At 71.3% G+C, this 19,872-nt stretch carries 19 protein-coding genes; 6 read left to right on the forward strand and 13 right to left on the reverse strand.

What is annotated here, in order from left to right; genetic code table 11:
• Positions 1–107: 107 nt before the first annotated feature.
• Positions 108–392 carry a hypothetical protein gene (locus tag WA762_RS16415; protein ID WP_443080608.1) on the reverse strand — a complete coding sequence of 95 codons (285 nt, stop codon included), beginning with the start codon at positions 390–392 and terminating at the stop codon, positions 108–110.
• Between the two features lie 93 nt (positions 393–485).
• Here WA762_RS16415 and WA762_RS16420 point away from each other — a divergent pair, with 93 nt between their 5' ends.
• The 3 genes from WA762_RS16420 (at position 486) to WA762_RS16430 (ending at position 2,937) form a co-directional block, all read left to right on the forward strand.
• Positions 486–1,325: a helix-turn-helix domain-containing protein gene (locus WA762_RS16420; RefSeq protein ID WP_335936469.1), complete on the forward strand. Its 840-nt coding sequence runs from the start codon at positions 486–488 to the stop codon at positions 1,323–1,325.
• The gene (locus WA762_RS16425) at positions 1,322–1,531 is read left to right on the forward strand and encodes a DUF397 domain-containing protein (protein ID WP_335936470.1); all 210 of its coding nucleotides are present in this window, start codon (positions 1,322–1,324) and stop codon (positions 1,529–1,531) included. Before WA762_RS16420 ends, WA762_RS16425 begins: the two co-directional genes overlap by 4 nt.
• A gap of 752 nt (positions 1,532–2,283) precedes the next feature.
• On the forward strand, positions 2,284–2,937 hold the full coding sequence (locus tag WA762_RS16430; RefSeq protein ID WP_335936471.1) for an HAD family hydrolase: 654 nt from the start codon (positions 2,284–2,286) through the stop codon (positions 2,935–2,937).
• Between the two features lie 463 nt (positions 2,938–3,400).
• Here WA762_RS16430 and WA762_RS16435 read toward each other — a convergent pair whose 3' ends face one another.
• The 4 genes from WA762_RS16435 to WA762_RS16450 all read right to left on the reverse strand — a co-directional run bounded on the left by WA762_RS16435 (position 3,401) and on the right by WA762_RS16450 (position 6,885).
• Complete coding sequence (locus tag WA762_RS16435; RefSeq protein ID WP_335936472.1) at positions 3,401–4,162, reverse strand: choice-of-anchor P family protein; 762 nt, start codon at positions 4,160–4,162, stop codon at positions 3,401–3,403.
• Between the two features lie 384 nt (positions 4,163–4,546).
• Positions 4,547–5,908: a glycosyltransferase family 2 protein gene (locus tag WA762_RS16440; RefSeq protein WP_335936473.1), complete on the reverse strand. Its 1,362-nt coding sequence runs from the start codon at positions 5,906–5,908 to the stop codon at positions 4,547–4,549.
• The gene (locus WA762_RS16445) at positions 5,905–6,453 is read right to left on the reverse strand and encodes an archaeosortase/exosortase family protein (RefSeq protein ID WP_335936474.1); all 549 of its coding nucleotides are present in this window, start codon (positions 6,451–6,453) and stop codon (positions 5,905–5,907) included. The genes WA762_RS16440 and WA762_RS16445 overlap by 4 nt, the downstream gene beginning before the upstream one ends.
• A gap of 231 nt (positions 6,454–6,684) precedes the next feature.
• A complete protein-coding gene (locus WA762_RS16450) occupies positions 6,685–6,885 on the reverse strand; it encodes a hypothetical protein (RefSeq protein ID WP_335936475.1) in 201 nt (66 codons plus the stop codon).
• Between the two features lie 397 nt (positions 6,886–7,282).
• Here WA762_RS16450 and WA762_RS16455 point away from each other — a divergent pair, with 397 nt between their 5' ends.
• The 3 genes from WA762_RS16455 (at position 7,283) to wecB (ending at position 10,685) form a co-directional block, all read left to right on the forward strand.
• Positions 7,283–7,882 carry an ArsR/SmtB family transcription factor gene (locus WA762_RS16455; protein ID WP_335936476.1) on the forward strand — a complete coding sequence of 200 codons (600 nt, stop codon included), beginning with the start codon at positions 7,283–7,285 and terminating at the stop codon, positions 7,880–7,882.
• A gap of 112 nt (positions 7,883–7,994) precedes the next feature.
• The gene (locus WA762_RS16460) at positions 7,995–9,269 is read left to right on the forward strand and encodes an MFS transporter (RefSeq protein ID WP_335936477.1); all 1,275 of its coding nucleotides are present in this window, start codon (positions 7,995–7,997) and stop codon (positions 9,267–9,269) included.
• Between the two features lie 237 nt (positions 9,270–9,506).
• Positions 9,507–10,685 (forward strand): non-hydrolyzing UDP-N-acetylglucosamine 2-epimerase, encoded by a 1,179-nt coding sequence (gene wecB, locus WA762_RS16465; protein WP_335936478.1) that lies wholly within the window; start codon positions 9,507–9,509, stop codon positions 10,683–10,685.
• Positions 10,686–10,713: 28 nt separating this feature from the next.
• Here the strand turns inward: wecB and WA762_RS16470 are convergent, their stop codons facing one another.
• From WA762_RS16470 to WA762_RS16505, 8 genes are all read right to left on the reverse strand, one after another.
• A complete protein-coding gene (locus WA762_RS16470; RefSeq protein ID WP_335936479.1) occupies positions 10,714–10,908 on the reverse strand; it encodes a DUF6052 family protein in 195 nt (64 codons plus the stop codon).
• A complete protein-coding gene (locus WA762_RS16475; protein ID WP_335936480.1) occupies positions 10,877–12,187 on the reverse strand; it encodes a phenylacetate--CoA ligase family protein in 1,311 nt (436 codons plus the stop codon). Before WA762_RS16475 ends, WA762_RS16470 begins: the two co-directional genes overlap by 32 nt.
• 200 nt (positions 12,188–12,387) lie before the next feature.
• Positions 12,388–13,053 (reverse strand): anthranilate synthase component II, encoded by a 666-nt coding sequence (locus WA762_RS16480; RefSeq protein WP_335936481.1) that lies wholly within the window; start codon positions 13,051–13,053, stop codon positions 12,388–12,390.
• The gene (locus WA762_RS16485) at positions 13,050–14,531 is read right to left on the reverse strand and encodes an anthranilate synthase component I family protein (protein WP_335936482.1); all 1,482 of its coding nucleotides are present in this window, start codon (positions 14,529–14,531) and stop codon (positions 13,050–13,052) included. Before WA762_RS16485 ends, WA762_RS16480 begins: the two co-directional genes overlap by 4 nt.
• Before the next feature lie 16 nt (positions 14,532–14,547).
• Complete coding sequence (locus tag WA762_RS16490) at positions 14,548–15,987, reverse strand: phenylacetate--CoA ligase family protein (RefSeq protein WP_443080611.1); 1,440 nt, start codon at positions 15,985–15,987, stop codon at positions 14,548–14,550.
• A gap of 191 nt (positions 15,988–16,178) precedes the next feature.
• Complete coding sequence (locus tag WA762_RS16495) at positions 16,179–16,850, reverse strand: flavodoxin family protein (protein WP_335936484.1); 672 nt, start codon at positions 16,848–16,850, stop codon at positions 16,179–16,181.
• 449 nt (positions 16,851–17,299) lie between these two features.
• Complete coding sequence (locus tag WA762_RS16500) at positions 17,300–18,532, reverse strand: cytochrome P450 (protein WP_335936485.1); 1,233 nt, start codon at positions 18,530–18,532, stop codon at positions 17,300–17,302.
• A gap of 204 nt (positions 18,533–18,736) precedes the next feature.
• Positions 18,737–19,741 (reverse strand): methyltransferase, encoded by a 1,005-nt coding sequence (locus WA762_RS16505; RefSeq protein WP_335936592.1) that lies wholly within the window; start codon positions 19,739–19,741, stop codon positions 18,737–18,739.
• Positions 19,742–19,872: the final 131 nt, after the last annotated feature.

A 19,872-nucleotide genomic window follows, 5' to 3' on the forward strand; every position in this document is an offset into this window, starting at 1 on the left:
CCCCCGCAGCCACCGCAACGCCAACCGAGGAGACCCCACCGGCACCCCACCAAGACACAGAGCCGACCGACCATCACCCGCATACGCCTCGACAAGGATCAGCCCCGTCACAGCAGTTCACCCCTACTGCGACGGTTGGCGCGGTCCAACTCGGCACGCAGACGCTCTATCGGACCGGCGAGCCGGACATCCCTGGGATCAACGGTCCATTCGACCCCGCCGCCTACCGGACGCAGGGACCACTGGCCGCACCACTCGCCACGGAACTCCCCCACACGCTCGTCGTGTGAGATGTCCACCATGAGCGTGCCGGGGGCCGGAGGCCGTAGGGGCTCCTGCCCGTGCGGAGGCTCGTTCGCAAGCTCGGTCGGAGGGCCGTTCTTTGCAGGCACGTATCGCTCCTCTCCGTAGTGATTCCACTACCAAGGGGAATGAGCGTGGCCTACAGTCAGGTTGGATTCAACGTTCCGTAGCCGGAGGGAACCTTGGTAAACCGCAGAGAGTTGAACCCTGAAGCAAGTCCGGAAGCGGCGTACGGCGCACGTTTACGCAGCGCACGGGAGGAGCGCGGCTGGAAGCAAGACGACCTCGGCGTACGAATCGGGTATTCCGGACGCCATGTCTCCGGGGTGGAAAATGCACACAAGCCGCCAACCCGCAGGTTTTCGCTAGCGGTTGATGCGGCGTTCGGGCTCGAAGGAACGGCCGACGCATTCGAACGTGAGTGGCGCGAGATCCGGCACGGCGTGTTGTTGCAAGGGTTCCCCGAGTACGTCGGGTTCGAGGGCCGTGCGGTCGAGATCCGCCTCTACAACATCGGGATCATTCCCGGCCTGCTTCAGACACCGGAGTACACACGGGCGTTGGCATACAGCGCCGTACGGCGGGGTGCGATCACGCCGGACCAGGCTGAGGAACGCGTCGCGTTCCTCGCAGAACGACAAGCCGCGCTGGAACGACCCCAGCCCCCCATGGTGTTCGTGGCCATGGACGAAAGCTGCATCCGTCGGCCTGTCGGCGGAGCCGACGTCATGGACGCCCAGTTGGCACGTCTGCAAGAGTTCGCCGAGCTGCCGAACACGCTGCTGCAGGTGGCACCGTACGAGATAGGCGAACGACGCACATTCGATCTGCCCGTCAACCTCCTGACGCTGTCGGACCGGTCCGTGGTCTGCTACGCCGAGTCACAATCCCAGGGACATCTTGACCGTGAGAGCGCATCCGTGTTGCCAATGCTGACGGCTTACCATCAACTACAAGGCGAAGCGCTGTCCCCGGCAGCGTCCATGGCCATGATCAGCCAGTTGCGAAAGGGCACCCCGTGACGACCGAATCCCCCCGCTGGTTCAAGTCCTCGTACAGCAACAACGGCGGCGACTGCATCGAGGTCGCCGCCAACCTCGTCGCCCTGTGCGGCGTCGTCCCCGTCCGCGACTCCAAGAACCCGAGCGGCCCGGTGCTCAACGCCTCCGCCGATGCGTTCGCGTCGTTCGTGGCCAGCGTCAAGTCCGGCGAGTTCGGCACCGCCTGACCACGACCGCCGCACCCTGTATCGGCTCAGAGCCACCAGCACCACCAGCCCCGCCGCGCGCAAGCACGGCGGGGCTTCTTGCCCTCGTGTCCTGCCGGAGCGCCGGAACCGTCGACGAGGCATGGCCTGGTGGCACGAGCGCGCTGGTGGCGCACGGGCAGGTGATCGAGGCGGTGGCAGCCAACCGGCTGACGTCGCCCGCGCCGCTGGTACGGGGGGAGGGGGGAGGCTGGGCCAGGTGCTGGGCGGTGGAGGAGGTCTTCGGGACCGAGCCCGGCCTGCTCAACGTTGACCGTCCGGCCCGGGCACCGGATGCGGTCGCTCCGCACGTTGAGCACATCGCGGGTACGGTCGGGGGGCACGGGCGATCGACGAGTTCGGGATCGACACGGCCCGGATGCACTGGGACATGACCAGCATCTCCGTACACGCGCCTTCCTGGTCGAGAATCAGGACGAGGACTTCCCCGCCATCGGTTACGGGCGTCCCAGGGGCCGGCGCTTCGACCTGCTGCGGGTCCAGGCCGGACTCGCGGTGTCGGACGACGGCGGCGTCCCCCTCCACGCCCGGGTCTTCGGCGGCGGTGCGGCAAAGGTCGGCCAGGTCGTCGGCGCGCTGAAAGGTCTGCGGGCCATGGCCGGTGAGCGCGAGAAACGACGACCGGCGAAGTCCAGGGCCAGAACCCCCCGCCCTCTGCCCGATTCCGGGCAGGAAACGGCGACACTGCCAGGCGCTCCCCGTATGGTGCGCCTATGATCAAATCGATTGAGCTCGTGATCTTCGACTGTGACGGCGTCCTCGTCGACAGTGAGCGCATAGCCGTGCGCGTCGACGCGATGATTCTGGCCCAGCTCGGATGGGAGCTCGCCGAATCCGAGATCGTCGACCGGTTCGTAGGCCGAACGACGGCCTCGATGAGGCAGGACATCGAAGCCCATCTCGGACGCAGCCTTCCACCCACCTGGGAGGAAGAGATGGAGAACCGGTACCACGAGGCCTTCCTGGCGGAGCTGAAGCCCGTCGACGGCATCGTCGAAACGCTGGACGCCCTTGCCCACCTGCCCAGCTGCGTCGCCTCCAGCGGGAGCCACGGCAAGATGCGACTCACCCTGGGAATCACCGGGCTGTTCTCGAACTTCGAGGGCCGCATATTCAGCGCCACCGAGGTCGAACGGGGTAAACCAGCCCCGGATCTGTTCCTTCACGCCGCACAGCGAATGGGCGTCTCCCCTGATCGATGCGTGGTGGTGGAAGACAGTCAGTACGGCGTGCAGGCGGCCCGCGCGGCGGGCATGCGCGCCTTCGGCTACTCCGGGGGTCTGACTCCCGCGCAGTGGCTCGCAGGACCTGACACTGTCGTCTTCGACGACATGCGCACGCTCCCAGCCCTCCTGGCAGCGGGCTGAACAGGGCACCAGATCGTCTCTCCACACCACCGGCCGACCTTCACGATCGGATGGCCTGCGAAGTACGGGCCTGGCATCGGCGGCAGGCAGAAGCGCCGCCCCAGACGGCACCGATCGCCATGGCCGACGAGATACGAAAGGGCACCCGTGACGACCGCCCCCTCCCCAGACCATCCCCGCGTGCGCGGGGAGCAGGCGTCCTGTGCGGTCGCCTTGCGGTCGGACCGCGGACCATCCCCGCGTGCGCGGGGAGCAGGCTAGATGACCTGGGGTTTTATCGCGGGGAAGCACGGTTTTTCATTACTTTCAAAGATTCCTACATAACAGGCATCCTCCCGCACTCCTCCGTTGAGGCACAGGAACACCACCTCCCCCTACCCAACCCCGGCCCTGACCGGCCCCACGGGCCCGACGGGGCCGGGCGCCCGGGCCGGGGTTTCCGGCTCGGGCGCCCCGGTGGGTGTCAGGCGGCCGAGCGGCCGGTGCCGGCGGCGGTCCGGCGGCGCAGGTAGACCGTGGCGAGGACGCCCGCGACGGCCGCGCCGCCGGTGGCCCCGGCGACGGTCGGGTTGATCATCGGAACCGCTTCGGCGGGCTCCGCCCCGCCGCACTCGGCGTGGCCGATGACCAGGTTGGCGCCGTTCAGCGCCGGGAGCAGGGTGATGTGGACGGCGTTGACGGTCATCACACCGTCGGCGTTCGTCGTCTGTTCGTTGAGGACGATCGAGCCGACGGCGGGGATGCTGATCTTGGTGTTGGCGGGGGCGTTGGCCTGGAGGTTGGTCGGGATCCCGAGGACGCTGATCGAGCCGCCCGCGATGAGGCCGCTGCCCTTGGCCCCGGTGGGGGTGGCCTCGCAGGTCGACTCGATGCCGGTCAGGGACACCGAGGCGACGCCGAGGTCGATCCCGAGCTTGTCGACGGCCGCGGAGGCCGACGAGGTGCCTTCGGCCGGGTTGCCCTCGGTCTTCGCGGAGAGCACCGACGTGGTGGTGAACGCGCCGAGGTCGAGGCCGACGAGGGTCTCGGTGCCGCCCGACGGGTAGGTCGAGTGGGGCGTCGGGGCAACCGCGATGGCTCCGGCCAGGGCCTCCGAGGAGGCGACGTACGCGTCGGCCTCGGGGGCCGGGAGGGCGGCGTACGCCGGGGCGGAGGCCGAGAGGATTCCGGTGACGAGGGCGGTGCCGGCGAGGACGCGGATACGGGAACGGGTACGGGTTCTCACGGGTGGAGCCTTTCGTGTGAGCGGACCGCCAGGTCCGAATGCCGGGTGGCGGTGGTGAGGGAGGTCGGTCCCCGCCGGCCATGGGAGGTGCTCAGGGCCTTCGGGGAGCCGTTTCGAACGAGCCGAGGGCCGGTGGCATGTCGATGCCGGCAGGCGTCGTCGCGCCACGCGCTCCGGGACTCGTGGTGGTGCGTCAACTCCTCGTGCGGGGCGCGGCGTCGGCCACGGCCTCCCCGTCGGGGAGAAGCTTCATCGGTCGGGCGGTGGCCACCGGGCGATGCGATGCCCATGAGGTGACGGCCCGCAGGTGACGACCGGCAGGTGACGGCCCGCAGGCGGCCGTCAGGTGACGGTCGGCAGGCGGCAGTCGCCGGGCGACGGCGGTCAGACGGCGGCGACCTCCTGCGCGGCGGGCAGCGGCTCGGCAGTGCGGGCCGTCTTGTGCCAGGAGCCCTTGCGCCGCACGATCCGCCAGAAGGCGCGGATCGCGACGATGTAGGTGGTCACGGCGTAGACCGCGAGTGCGAGGCCGTAGCCGAGTGCGGCCCCGCTGCTGGTGCCCGGTTCGCAGCGGCGCCGGTAGAGCGGTCCCCAGACGGCGAACTCGGCGACCCCCACGAGAAGGTAGATCGCGATCAGCAGAGCGCCGCCGTGGCCGAGGAAGGCGAGGACGAACTCGGGGTACATGACCGCGTTGTACGCGAAGGCGGCGATCGGAACGGTGTAGACGATCAACCCGACCGCCTGGATCCAGGGTTGGCTCATGAAGTAGAGGACTTCGAGGAACCCCGTCGTGGTGAAGTGGTGGGATCGCCAGATCTGGCGCAGATAGGGCGCGCACTGCATCGCCCCCTGCGCCCAGCGGACCCGCTGGGTGAGCAACTGCCGTACGTTCCACAGGGCTTCCTGGTCCACCCAGGCGTCCGTGGTGTAGCCGTTGCGCCAACCGCCGAGCATCATCCTCAGCCCGAGCTCGAAGTCCTCCAGCAGCGCCTTGCCCCACGGTTCGGCGCTGCCCTGGTCGATCGAGCGCAGTGCGCTGAGCCGGTTGGCCTGTCCGTTGCCGCCCACGTTGACGGTCCGGGTGTACCGGCGGGTGATCTGCATGGCGGAGATCGGCCCGCGGAACTCGATGTCCTGCAACCGGGCCAGCAGGCGGGCGAACCGGTTGCGGACGGTTCCCTTGCCGGGCAACGGCACGGCCACGTCGCGGTTGGACATCCGGACCTCGACCTGGACGGCGCCGATGGCCGGGTCCCCGAAGAACGCCGGTCCGGCGAAGCAGTCCAGCATCCCCGGGGAGGGCCGCCCGTCGGCGTCCAGGACGGTCACGACGACCCGGTCCGCGTCGGCGTCCTCGGGCAGCCATGCCTCAAGCGCCTGGTAGGCGGCGTTCAGGGCGTCGCCCTTGCCCGTCCGGGCCTGCGGCAGGCGGCGGCTGACCAGGTGGACGGACCGTCCCGCGCCCGCCCTGGCGCGTACCACCTCGGCCGTCCGGTCGTCGGAGTGGTCGTCGACGACCCAGACATGGGCCTTGGGGAAGTGACGTTCGAGGTAGTCCAGGGTGGTGCCGATCACGGCCTCCTCGTCCAGGCAGGGGACGAAGAAGTGCCAGCTGAACCCCGCCGGGTCACCCGGCGGATCCGGGCGGGCCCGCAGGAAGTTGCGCACGATCACGGCGACGTAGACGAGGAAGCTGACCCCCAGGACGAAGGACAGGGATATGGAGATGTCGAGCAAGGTCACAGCGCGCCGTCCTCGGCGTCGTGGGTGGACGTTCGGGTGATCATGTAGAGGAAGAGCGACAGGCCGACCAGTGCGGCGGCCATCATCAGCACCGAGCCGAACAGGATGTGCGTCCAGCCGAAACCGTCTTCGCCGTAGCGGTGCTGCATGCCGACGATCAGCATCAGACGTCCCAGGTTTGTGCCGCCGATCAGGGCCGCCGCCAGGACGAAGCCCAGCAGGATCCGCATCGGCCCGCGCGTGCTGAACAGCAGCAGTACGCCGGCCAGCGCGGCGAGCGCGGCGATCAGCAGGGCGCTGCTGCAACCGGTGGTCAGCGCGATCCCGCGCCCGAATCCGCTGTCGTCACCGGCGTACAGCACCGGCGCGTCGGGGGCCGCGAGCACCATGGTCCGCAGGCCCAGGACGTGGGAGATCAGCCACTGCGCCGCGGCCATCTCGTGGAAGCGGTAGAAGCGTTCGCCGACCACCAGCAAGCCGCACAGGCCCAGCAGCAGCGGCCCGAAGACCCGGCCGAACGGCGAGGTGCGGCCGGGGGACGACACGCCTGAGCGGGTCGGTCTCAGCGGCCGGGAACCGTGCGGAATCGCGTCTGACGTCATGAAGAGAACCCCCTGGGAGAAAGGCGGGCGGCCGAGACTCCTCGGCGGCCTGCCCCGTATGTGCTCCGGACGCGCCGAGCCGGTGACACGGCCCGCGCGCCGGTGCGCGGTCCGCCGCCCCTCCCCCGGGGCCACTCGGAACCGCCCGATCCATCCGCTCGTGGCGGCTGGCGTCTACGCTCCGCCGCGCCTCGGACCGGCGTCCGGCCCGGACCTGGCGGCGGCCAGCTGACCGCGCCGGACCATCACGATCCCCAGGAGGACCAGTGCCGTTGCGGCGGTCGCCGCGATGCCGAGGCCCGGCGAACCGGTGGAGGCGAGTACGCCGCCGCCGGCCGCGGTCGGGGGCAAGCCTCCGGCTATGGGTCCGTACATGGGAACTTCCTCCCGTTTAGGTGGAATTTATGTGATCGAGTAAGCCCGCATATTGCCGCACCATTCAGGCAATCGGACTAAAACTGCGCATACCCGTTCGAGAATCACCCGTTTGCCGCAGTGCCCCGCGGGGCCCGGCGGGACCTCGCAGCGCCCCGCGGCGCGGTGACGAAGGGGTGTGAGCGGCGGCCGACGAGACCCGCGCCCGCCCGAATGACGCCACTTCCGGCTCGGCCCGCCTCGACGAGGCCGACGCCGACCGGACAGTCCTGGCAGTCCTGGCAGTCCTCGCAGCCCCGGCAGCCCTGGCAGCCCCGACAGCCCCGACAGCCCCGACAGCCCCGACAACTCTGAAGCGGTTATTGCGAAATAGTCGCTTCATATCTACGGTTGGCGCATGGGATCAGAGCACGAGCACAAGCCCGACCAGATCACCGACCTGTCGCGGTTGAGGGCGTTCATGAATCCGCTGCGGATGCAGCTCTACCGGCTGCTGTACGCCGCCGGCACCGCGACCGCCTCCCAGCTCGCCGAACGCGTCGACCAGACGCCGTCGCTGATCAGCTATCACCTGCGCAAGCTGGCCGAGCACGGTTTCGTGACCGAGGCCGACGGGCGGAGCGCCGACGGCCGTGAGCGGTGGTGGAGGGTGACGTCCGAGGAGGGCTGGGGTTTCCGCGACTCGGACTTCGCGGACACGCCCGAGGGCGCCGCCGCGGTCGGCGCGGTGTCGCGCGGCATCCTCGACAGCCGCGTCGCCCTGTACCGCGCGTATCTGGAGCAGAAGTCCGCCTGGGGCACGGCATGGACCGACGCGGCCTTCACCGCCGATTGGCTCCTCGACCTCACCCCGGCCGAACTCACCGAGATGAGCGAGGAGTTCACGGCACTGGCGCGGCGCTGGCGAGAACGCGGCCAGGCCGCCAGGGCCGCCGGCGACACCGAGGACCGCGAGCACGTGTCCGTGCAGATCCACGGCTTCCCGTTCCGCCCCTGACGCCGCCCCCGACGTCGGCGCCGAAGTCGGCCCTGACGCCGCCCCCGACGTCGGCGCCGAAGTCGGCCCTGACACCGCCCCTGACGCCGTATCCGATTCCCTGGAGCCCGCCATGACCCTCTCGGAGACAGCCCTGCCCGAAAGCGCCGGCACACCGGCCTACCGAGACGGCAACGTGCTGCGCTGGCTGTGCGCGCACACCATCTCGCTCATCGGCGACGGTGTGTACTTCGTCGCCCTCGGCTGGTCCGCCCAGAAGGCCGCCGGGCCCGCCGATGTCGGTCTCGTCATGACCGCCGGGGCGCTGCCGCGCGCGTTGCTCATGCTCGGCGGGGGCGTGCTGGCCGACCGGCTCGACCCCCGCCGGGTGATCCTGGGCAGCGACGCCCTGCGCTGCCTCCTCGTCCTCGGGGTGGCCGCCGGTATCGCGCTGACCGCTCCGGCCCTGTGGATCCTGGTCGCGGTGGCGCTCGTCTTCGGCGCCGTGGACGCGCTGTTCGTACCCGCGATCGGGGCTCTCCCGCCCCGGCTCACCAGCCCCGACCAGTTGGCGCGCGTCACCGGCATGCGTTCCCTGTCGATGCGTCTCAGTCAGATCGCGGGCCCGCCGATCGGCGGCCTGGCCATGGGGCTCGGGGGCCCGGCGGCCGCCTTCACCGTCACCGGTCTGCTCTTCGCCCTGTCCCTGCCACTCCTGTGGACGGTGCGAATACGGCCGCTCCCCGCCGCGCCCGACGCGGACCGGCCCGACACCTCCACCGCGCGCGAGAACCTGCTGGACGGCCTGCGCTACATCCGCCGCCACCGGCTCATAGGCCCGCTCGTCGCCGCGGGCGCCGTCTATGAGCTCGGCCTCACCGGCACCCTCAACGTCGGGCTGGTGCTGCTCAACGCCGAACGCGGCTGGGGGCCTTCCGGATACGGCTGGATCGTCAGCGGCTTCGGAGCGGGGGCGGCGGCCAGCGCCGCGCTGCTCGCGATCGCCGGCTGGCTGCCGCGCGCCGGCCTGGTGCTCGCCGGGACCCTGTTCGTCGGCTGCGCGGGAGCGGCCGCCGTCGCGCTCGTGCCCGCCCTCTGGATCGCCGTGGTGCTGGCCGTCCTGACCGGGCTGAACGCGGGGATCTTCGGCAGCCTCGGCAGCACGCTCATGCAGACCGCGGCGGACCCGGCCTATCTCGGACGGGTGACCTCCGTCGTCATGCTCACCATGGTCGGTCTCGCGCCGCTCAGCTATCCGCTGGTCGGCGCCGCCATCGGAGCCTGGGGCGCGGCGCCGGTGTTCGCCGGCTGCGGCGCCTTCGCGTGCCTGGGCGTGGTCATCGTCCTGGCCTCCGGCGCGGTACGGCGTGCCGAACTGCCCCGGCGGCGGCCGGACGCGACCGCATAGGCGGCCTCCGTCATACCGCGCCACACCCCGCCACACCTCCGCCGCGGCGCACGGCATCGCGCTGCGCCGCGGCGGTCGCCGCACTCCGGGCAGGCACACACCTGGGCAGAATCATCACCCCATTGGGCCTTTTGGGTGATTTTAACTACCTTTTCGGATATTCCTTCGAATCCCCTTCGCACTCTCTGCTGATACTGCACTGCCCCTGCCCCACCCCCTCGCCCATTTCGGAGCGCCATGTCCCCGACCGATGTCGCCCTGGTCTTCGGAACCCGTCCGGAGATCGTCAAACTCGCCGGTGTAGCCCGACTGTTGGGCCCCCAGGCCCGCGTCGTGTGGACCGGCCAGCACTGGGACCCGGCCCTCACCACCGCCTTCTTCGCGCAGTACGGCCTTCCCCGCCCGCACCACCGGCTGAAGGGGGTCGGCGGCGAGCCGCGCGGACAGCAGATCGGCCGCATGGTCAGCGCGCTGAGCGACCATCTCGCGGCGCGTCCACCGGCCGCCGTCGTCGTCCAGGGCGACACCAACACCGCGGCCGCCGGCGCGCTGGCGGCGCACTGCGCCGGCATACCCGTCGTCCATGTCGAGGCCGGTCTGCGCTCCTTCGACCCCGACATGCCCGAGGAGGCCAACCGCCGCCTCATCGCCCCGCTCGCCGACCTGCACTGCGCGCCCACCGCGACCGCGGCCGCGCACCTCCTGCGCGAGGGCATCGAACCGCACCGGGTGCTGATCACCGGGAACACCGTCGTCGAGGCGACCTTGGAAACCCTCCCTTCCGAGGTCGAGGTCCGCCGCATCGTGACCGAGCACGCCGTCGTCCCGGGCGGCTACGTGCTCGCCACCATCCACCGCCCCGAGAACACCGACGACGCCGCGAGGCTCGCCCAGATCCTCGACCAGCTCTCCGCCGTGGAACTGCCGGTGCTGCTGCCGCTCCACCCGCGCACCCGGGCCGCCGTCGAAGCGTTCGGCCTGCGGGCCTCGATCGCGCGACTGCGCCGGATCGAGCCGCTGGACCACGCCGCCTTCCTCGCCCTGGCCCGGCACTGCCGCCTGCTGGTATCGGACTCCGGCGGGATCCAGGAGGAGTGCACCGTGCTCAAACGTCCGCTCGTGGTGGTGCGCAACTCCACCGAGCGCCCCGAAGCCGTACAGGCGGGCTTCGCCCGCCTCGCCCAGCCCGGTCACGAACTCGCCCGAGCCATAAGGGACTTGCTCGACGACGAGGCCGGGGCCGAACGGCTGGCCCGGCTCCCCTCCCCCTACGGCACCGGGCAGGCGAGCGACGACATCGTGACCGCGCTGCGCACCCGCTACCTGGACACCGGCCCGGCCGCCGCCGTACCACGGCCGAGCGACCACCGGGCCCCGCTCGGGCTCGGCGCGACGGCTCCCCAGCCCATGGCCTGACCCGAGCGGTGGAGGACGAGGCCGCCCCTCACACGGGGCGGGCGTACGGGTCGAAGTCCAGGGCCTGGCCGTCCAGGGCCGTGTGGAGGGGGGCCAGGGCCGCGCGGACGGAGGCCGAGACCGCCGGGACCTGACAGGTGCGGGCCAGGTCGGTCAACTCACGGTATATGGACAGGAGTTGCTGCTCCTGGTCAGTTGTGAGATACGAGTGCGCGCTCGTCATGGAGTCGTGCCGCCTTCCAGTTCGATCGGGGCAGGCTGCCGGGTTCGGTCAGTTCCACCACGGGCCGGAGGCCCGTCTCGTGCTTGAACTCCTTGCTGATGCGGTCGCAGAGGTCCGCCGCGTCCGGGCCGGCGAGGTGGCCCGCTTCGACCCGTATGTGGATGGTGTCGAGGCCGCGGATCTGCCTGATCGACGTCTGGAACTCGTTCACCTCGGCGAAGCCGCGCAACACGTCCTCGATCATCACCGGGGTGATCGACACCCCGCGGATCTTTCGCATGTCGTCGACCCGGCGCAGGATGCCGCCGTCGAGGAAGTCCCACGTCCGGCCGCAGCCGCACTCGGTGTGGGGGCGCTTGACGACGATGTCCTCGGTCCAGTGCCGGAACAGCTGGAGGCTCTCCCGGGACAGGCCGGTCGTGACCCGGACGCCCTCCTCGCCGTAGCCCACGGGCTGCTTGGTCTCCGGGTGGAGCACCTCCTCGATGACCGAGGGTTCGTTGATGTGGCAGGCGCCGCGCCGCGACGGGCACTCGAACATGAACACACCGCCGAACTCCGTGGTGCCGGCGGCGTTGAACACCCGGGCCCCGAACGCCGCCTCGATGGTGCGCGTGGTGAAGTCGGACCGGGGTTCCGCGCCCGCCAGGATGATCTGGACGTTGGCGTCCCGGGCGAGGTCGACGCCCATCTCCCGCGCGGTCTCGATCAGCCGCATGGCGTAGCTCGGGGTGAGGCCGACGACCTCGATCCCGTAGTCGACGAGCAGCCTGATCCTGGCCCGGGAGTCGAGGCCGCCCGAGGGGATGACGGTGCAGCCGATGCGCTCCAGCGCGTAGTGCATGCCCCAGAACCCGGCGAAGAGACCGTAGCCGAAGGCCACCAGCCCCTTGTGATGGGCGCGGACTCCGTTGTTGTACAGGGCGGTGCAGAAGGTCTCCGTGCACCATGACCAGTCGCGTTCCGTGTCGAACGTGCGGACCGGCGGGTTGCCGCTGGTGCCGCTGGTCTGGTGGTGGCGTATGCCCGCCGACGGGTCCAGCGAGGCCCAGGTGCCGTAGGGGGGCGCCGTCGCCTCCGCCGCGAGCAGGTCGGACTTGTACAGGAGGGGCATGCGCGCCGTGTAGTCGGCGAGCGACGTGATTCCGTCGGGGATGCGTTCGGCCCAGAACGGCGACCTCTGCCGCGCGTTGTCCAGGGCCCGCCGGAGCTTGCGCCACTGCCAGGCCAGCAACTGGTCGCGCGGCATGGTCTCCGCCTTGCTGTTCCAGAAGTCCATTGCGCCTCCGTTGCGGTGCGTGGAACCGATGACTGGCACTCAGTCAAAATCCTCGGGTGTGTGTTCGGGTGGCGCATCTCCGGACGTGCGGTTCTGTGGGCCTCGGTCGTCGGGGGCGTCGGCCTGCGGGGGCCTCGGTCGTCGAGGCGTCGGCCTTCGGGGGCCTCGGCCTTCGGGTCACGGGTCGCTCGTGGGCGCGGTCAGGCCGCCACGGCCGCGCGTTCCCTGGTCGCCGGATTCCGTACGCCGTCCAGGAAGTTGGTGATGATGCGCATGCCGTGGTCGGTGCGGAAGCTCTCGGGGTGGAACTGCACCGACTCGACGGGCAGCGTCCGGTGGCGCAGGCCCATGACGTATCCGTCGTCGGCGGAGCGGGCGGTGATCTCCAGGGCCGGCGGCACGGTGTCGGCCGGAACGATCAGCGAGTGGTAGCGGGTCGCCTCGAATCCGGCGGGCAGTCCCTCGAACAGTCCCCGGCCGTCGTGGTCGATCCGGCTGGTCTTGCCGTGCACCAGACGCCGGGCCGGCACCACGCCCGCGCCGTGGGCCCGGGCGATTGCCTGGTGCCCGAGGCAGACGCCGAACAGGGGCAGTTCACCGGCGAACTCCGAGACGATCTCGACGTGCCCCGAGGCGTCCGGGTGCCCGGGTCCGGGCCCTAGGAGGATCGCGTCGATCCCCATCCCGCGCACCTCGTCCAGGCGCAGGGCGTTGGAGCGCACCAGCACCGGGACCGCCCCGGCGGACATGAGGTACTGGCGCAGGATGTCGACGAAGCTGTCGAACGCGTCGACCACCAGGACCCTCGGCCGTGCCGGGCCCTGCGCGGGTGTGTCGTGGTGGAGGGGCGCGGTCACAGCGGTCACAGCAGTTCCTTTCCGGTGACCGCCCAGTGGGCGGCACTCATCTTGGCCAGCGTCTCGCGCCATTCGGCATCGGGGCGGGAGTCGGCGACGATTCCGGCGGAGGCGCGAGTGCGGAAGACGCCGTCGTGGTGGAAGAGGGTGCGGATGCACAGGGCGAGGTTGGTGTAGCCGCCCACGTCGATCAGGCCGAGGGCGCCCGCGTACAGGCCGCGGCGGCTGCGCTCGACGGCCTCGATGATCTCCATGGCGCGGATCTTCGGGGTGCCGGTCATGGTGCCGGCGGGGAACAGCGCGGCGATGATGTCGAAGGCGTCCTTGTCGGGCTCGGCCTCCCCGGCGACCGTCGACACCAGGTGCAGGACGTGCGAGTACCGCTCGACGGTGAGCCGGTCCGGCACCCTGAGGGTGTCCTGGCGGCTGATCCGGCCGATGTCGTTGCGGCACAGGTCCACCAGCATGGTGTGCTCGGCGATCTCCTTGGGGTCCGACCGGAGCCGCCGCGCGCCGGCCGCGTCGTCTCCGCCGCCGGTCCGGGGCAGGGTGCCGGCGATCGGCCGCATGGTGACGGTGGCGCCCTCGACCCGGACGAACAGCTCGGGGCTGGCGCCGATGACCCGTTGCCCGCCGATGCCGGCCAGGTACATGTACGGGGAGGCGTTGCGCCGGCGCAGGCGCTGGTAGACGTCGACCGGGTCGGCGGCGGACCGGATGGCCAGTTCGTGGCCGATCTGGACCTGGTAGACGTCGCCGACGGCGATGTGCTTCAGGCAGCGTTCGACGTCCCCGGTGAACACCTCGGGTTCGGTGTCGTCGATGACGGTGGCCTCGGGGAAGGTGTCGGCGGCGGGTTCGGGGTGGGTGTGTCCGGCCCGTTCCAGGAGCCGGGTGAGGGGGCCGTCGTCGAGCGGGCGCCAGTGCTCGGACTCGTGCAGGAGCAGTTCGGTCGTGCCCTGTTCCAGGTCGGAGACGACGCACCCCTGGTGGAGGACGAGTTGGACGTCGGGCAGTGCGGGCCGCCGCTCGATGAGGCGGGGCAGCTCTTCGATGTAGCGGACGGTGTCGTAGCCGAAGCAGCCGAGGAAGCCGAACCGGAAACGGTGCGCCGAGCCCTGCGCGTCGAACATCGCCCGCGCGGTGCGCAGCAGCGGCCACAGGTCGCCCGGCGTGCGCAGGCGCGGGCCGTGCGGCGTGTCCGTGAGCAGGGACCCGGCACGGCTCAGCAGCAGTCGACGCAGGGCGGGCCGGCCCTCGACGCGTACCGCGCCGTCGGTGACGGAGACGGTCAGCAGGGCGCCGAAGCCGATGAACTGGTACCTGCGGTCGCGGACCGGACCGGCCGCGGATTCGAGGAGGTAGACCTGGTCGGGGCCGAAGCGTTCGGCCAGGGCCTGGTAGGCGGGCAGCGTCGGGATGCGTGGCAGGCCGTGCGTGCGGGTGGTCACGCGCACCGCGGCCGGCGCGGGAGGCCGATCAGTCATCGCTCGGTCCTTCGGTTCACGTGGTGATCGCGTAGCGGTGTGCGACCTGCTGGGCGGTCCGGGCCGCCGTGTCGGGTGCGGAGCGGCGGTCGAGGACCCGGGCCGCCTTCCAGCTGACGAACGAGCCGGTGTGGGTCACGGGGTCGATGTCGGTGCCGGTCTCGACGGTGATGCCGACGTGGGGGCCGATGCGTTTCCGCAGGGCGGCGGCGACGGCGCGGGCGGTGCGGTCGCTCGCCGTGCGGTCGCTCGCCGTGTCGGTGCGGCTGGTGGTGTCGGTACGGCTGGTGTCGGTACGGCCGCTCGCCGTGTCGGTACGGCTGGTGTCGGTACGGCTGGTGGTGGCGGTCAGGTCCAGGTACACGGTGACCGTGTCGCCGCCGTCGGGGGCGCGGTCGATGACGACCTGGTAGCCGAAACAGCCCCGTACGCGTTCCAGCACGGCGGATTCGAGTTCGGCGGGGCGCAGGAGGGTGTCACCGAGGGCGATGCGGTCGGCGGCGCGTCCGACGACCTCGACGACCGGGCCGGGGAGTGCCGAGCCGGGCGGTGCGGGGGTGAGGCGGACCAGGTCACCGGTGCGGTAGCGGATCAGGGGCTTGATGCCGTCGATCAGCATCGTCAGGACCAGTTCGCCCTCGCCCAGTTCGCCGAGGGCGGCCCCGGTGTCGGGGTCGATCAGTTCGGCGATGTAGTTGGGACCGGAGAGATGGAGTGCGCCGGTGTCCGCGCCGGTGGCGATGCACAACGCCTCCTGCGAGCCGTACAGCGCGGGCCGGACCACCGCGTCCGGCCAGACGGAGGACACATTGGCGGCGAACTGCGGGGTGCAGATCTCCCCGAGCACCAGGAACAGCTTCACCGGCAGCCGGGACAGGTCGTAGCCGTAGTGCTGGGCGGCCTTGGCCAGGCTGAGGCAGAGGGCCGGGGCGCAGACGACGACCTCGACGCCGAGTTCCTCGATCAGTCGCAGCGCCTTGCGGAAGCCGACCCGCGGTGACTCGGGCCAGATCTTGACGTGGCAGGCGCCGAGCGAGGCCGCCACGGCGGTGAACACGTCCCCGAACGCGTACAGTTCGGAAGGCCCCATGAGCCCGATGACCGGCATGCGGTCGCCGAAGCGGGCGCGGAAGAGGTGTCGCCACGACTCCTCGACGGCCGCGTTGGACGTCGCGATGTCCTTCGCGCCGCGCGGGCAGGGGGTGGCCGTGCCGGTGGTCCCGTTGGTCTCGTAGTAGATGCTCGCCTCGGCGATGCCGCCGGAGAGCACGTCGTACATCTCGCGGCGCAGGTCGTCCTTGGTGGTGAAGGGCAGCGCGGAGAGGGTCCGAGGGGTCACCCGCTCGATGTCCGCACCGGCCAGGTGCCGCCGGTAGAACGGGGAGCGTTCCGTGACGTGCCGCAGTACGGCGGTCAGCCGTTCGGCGCGCCAGCGGGCCAGTTCGGCGTCGGTCAGGGTCCCGTCGTGGTAGGCGCGGCTGAGGCGCCGGTAGGTGTCGAGGAAGGCCCGGAGGTCGCCGTCCGTCCTCCTGGCCGTTTCGGCTGTCCCGGCCGTTTCGGTTCTGCCGGCGGCGGTGTCGGTGGGAGCGGCGGGGGCGGGGGCGGGGTCCGGGGCGGGGGCGGTGGCGGTGGGAGCGAGGGCGGTGTTCACGGCTGCACCTGCAGCTCGTTGAGGGCGAGGCCGACCCGCTCGTTGACCTCGTGGGCGGCGAGGGGGTTCTCGCGGCCAGTCAGCCGGCGGTGCTCGTCGAGCAGTTCCATCATGTCGGCCATGCGCTCGAGCATGCGGGAGACGTTCTTGAGGCCCTCGTCGTCCTTGGCGGCGTCGCCCCGGTGCAGGGCGTGCACGGTGGCGGGGAAGCCGCTGCCGACGACGATCATCCGGTTGAGCAGGGCGTTCACGGTGAGCTGGGCCCATACCTCGCCGGCGCTGTAGCGGCGGGCGACGGAGATGATCCCGGCGACCTTGTTGGTCAGCGGCCGGTCGAAACGCAGGAACCCCACCCCGGCCCGTTCGATGAAGGTCTGCATCAGGCTGGCGGTGCCGAAGCCGTGGACGGGCGCGGCGAAGACGATGCCGTCCGCCTCGATCATTTTCCGCACCACACCGGGGACGTCGTCCGCAAGCGCGCAGGGCACCGGCCGGTCGTTGCAGTCGCCGCACGGGCCGCAGCGCTCCATCCGGATCTCGCGGAGGTCGACGGTCTCGAAGTCGATGCCGCGCTCCCCCGCGGTCCGGGCGGCGTGCCGGAGGACATCGGCGGTGTTGCCGTCCCGCTCGGATCCGTTGATCGCGAGGATCTTCAGTGCTGCTGTCACGACATGTCTCCTTCGAAGGATTCGGCGGCGGTCGGCGGCGTCGGCCATGGAGCCTGCGCGGTCCTGGCAGCGGAATCCGCACGGATCCGGCAGCGGAGACTGCGCGGTTCCGGCGGCGGAGACCGCCCGGTTCCGGCGGCGAGCACATCCGGCGCGCGGCAAAGTCCGAAGGACGGTCGTCCGCCGCTCCAGCACGCTTCCCTGCGTCTTGTGGCCCGTCGACTTTCCGAAATCGTCATGGCTCGGGGTATTCGGACGCATCTCCGTAAATGCTGTGCGGCATTCGGCGGCGACGTGTGGGAACGGCGCAGTTCCGAGGATGCGCGCGGGCGGCCGTACCCATGCGTACGCGGTGGAGGTGTCGTCGTCCCGCGTACGGGCGTACGGGCGTCCGCGCGCGCGGACGCGCCGGCGCGCAGCGCGGCGGGCCCGGTGGCGGGCGCGGGTCGTCAGGCGCCGAGGGCGACGGGGAAGGTGTCGAGGCCGCGCACGACCCAGCGATCGCGGTAGACGGGCGGTTCTACGCGGGTGAGCGCGGGGAAGCGGCGCAGCAGCCGGGTCAGGGCGATCCCGGCTTCGAGGCGGGCCAGCGGGGCGCCGAGGCAGTAGTGTGCCCCGGCGCCGAAGCTGAGCGGCTGCCCGGCCACGCGGTCCGGGTCGAAGCGTCCCGGATCGGTGAAGCGGCGGGCGTCCCGGTTGGCGGCGGCCAGGACGAGGACGAGCCCGGTGCCGGCGGGCACGGGGGTGCCGAGGAGTTCGGTGTCGGCGGCGGCCCGGCGGCTGGTGACGTGCACGGGGGGCTCGTAGCGCAGGATCTCCTCGACGTACCGGTCCGCGAAGTCCGGTTCACGGCATAGGCGTTGGGCGTACGCGGGATGGTCCAGGGCGAGCAGGACTCCGTGGCCGATGAGGAAGCTGGTCGTCTCGAAGCCCGCGGTGAGCAGCACCATGAGGGTGCCCATCAGCTCGTCGCGGCTGAGCCGGTCCGGGCGGGTGTCGTGGGTGTCGGCGATGAGGGTGACAAGGTCGTCGGCCGGGTGGCGGCGACGGTGGTCGACGAGCGCGGCGAAGTAGGCGCTCAGGTCGTCCATCGCGGCGTCGGCCCGGTGCAGGGCGCCGGGGTCCGCGAAGCCGTCCGTGGAGACGGCGATGGTGGACGCCATCTCGCGGAACCAGACCTGGTCGTCCTCGGGGAAGCCGAGCATGGTGCTGATGACGGCGACGGGCAGCCGGGAGGCGAACTCCGCGATGAGGTCGACGGAGGCGCCGTCCGCACCGAGACGGGCCGCGCGGTCGAGCAGCCGGTCGGCCATCTCCTCGACGACGGTGCGGAGTTCGCGGATCCGGGGCGGGGTGAACGCGAAGCTCACCAGGTTGCGCAGCCGGGTGTGGTCGGGCGGATTGCTGTACAGCATGGAGCTGGTGAACGCGCGCAGCGAGGAGTGCGCGCGCCAGCCGGGCCTGACGGCGTCGTAGCCCTCGGCGTCCTGAACGTGCAGCCGGGCGTCGCGCAGGGCGCGGGCGCACTCCTCGTAGCCGGTCACGACCAGTCGGCCGGGCTTGAGCCGCGCGATGTTCCCGTGGGCCCTGATCGCCTCGTACAGGGGGTAGGGGTCCTGGCGTCCCCCGGGGGTGCCCAGGGCAGCGAACGCCTCGGTCAGGGAAGGGGCCGGCCCGGACATGGGGTGTCTCCTCGTGGTGACGTGCGCGGCTCGTGGTGATGTAGCGGTTGATGGTGACGTGCGCGGCTCGTGGTGATGTAGCGGCTGATGGCGACGTGCGCGGCTCGTGGTGGCGTACGGCTGATGGTGGCGTGCGCGGCTCGTCATGACGTAGGCGGCTGGTGGCGATGTGCGCGCGGTCGATCGTGGGCGGCGCGGGCGCGTTCAGGCGGCGGCCAGTTGGATGATCGCGGACGGGCCGGCGGGGTGGACCGCCACCACCTGGAGCCCGGCCGCCCCGGCCAGTTCCGCGAACTCCGCGACGCCGCGTTCCCTGGCCCCGTAGACGCACAGCATGCGCAGGTCCATTCCGGTGTGCGGGGCGTCGCCGTCGGGGCCGATCGATTCGATGACGAACACCGACCCGGTGGGTCCGGCGGCCTCGCCGCAGCGCCGCAGGATGGCGGTGGCCGCCTCGTCGTCCCAGTCGTGCAGGACCAGCGAGAGCACATAGCCGCCGGCGCCCGCGGGCAGCGGGTCGAAGAAGCTGCCCGCCACCGCGTCGGCGCGGTCGCCCAGGCCGGAGGCGGCGAAGGACTCCTTCGCCGTGAGCGCGGCGTCCGGGAGGTCGACGACCGTCCCACGCAGGCCCGGATTGGCGCGCAGCAGGGCGGTCAGCAGGGACCCGTCGCCGCCGCCGACGTCGATGACATGGCCCAGCGACGCCCAGTCGAATCCGGCCACGACGCCGGGTGCGCGGGACGCGACGTCGTCGCCGAGGAGCTTGTTGAAGGAGGCGGCCCGGTCGGGGTCGGCGGTCAGGTCCTCCCAGTAGGGACGCCCGTAGAGCACCGGGAAGGCGGCCTCGCCGGTGCGCACGCTGTGCAGCAGCTCGACGAACGACAGCTCGCCGCGGCCGCCGCCCTCGATGTCGAACCACGCCCGGATCCCGGCCGGGTGGTCGTCCCGCAGGGGTTGTCCCAGGGCCGTCAGGGAGTAGTGGCCGGTGGTGTCGTCGCGGTCCAGGACGCCGCGCACGCTGAGGTAGCGCAGCAGCCGTTCGAGCGCTTCGGCGTGCGCGCCGACCGCGCCGGCGAGTTCCCGCGCGGTGTGCCGCCCGGCCGCGATGTGGTCCGCGAGCCGCAGTGTCGCGGCCACCCGGACGGCCATCGGGGTGCCCAGGCTCGCCATCGACCAGAGTGCGGCGGCCGTCCCGTCCTCGTCACCCAGCACGGCAGGTCCTCCCCTCGTGAGCGGGCACGGCCCAGCCCGTGGCCCGCGGCAGTTCATCGTCGCGCACGGGAGGCGGTGGCCCATCTTCTGAAGTGCGCTGCTGTGCGGGCGGGTTGGGCGCGGCCGGC

Source organism: Streptomyces tyrfis (genome assembly GCF_037034285.1).
GTDB lineage: Bacteria > Actinomycetota > Actinomycetes > Streptomycetales > Streptomycetaceae > Streptomyces.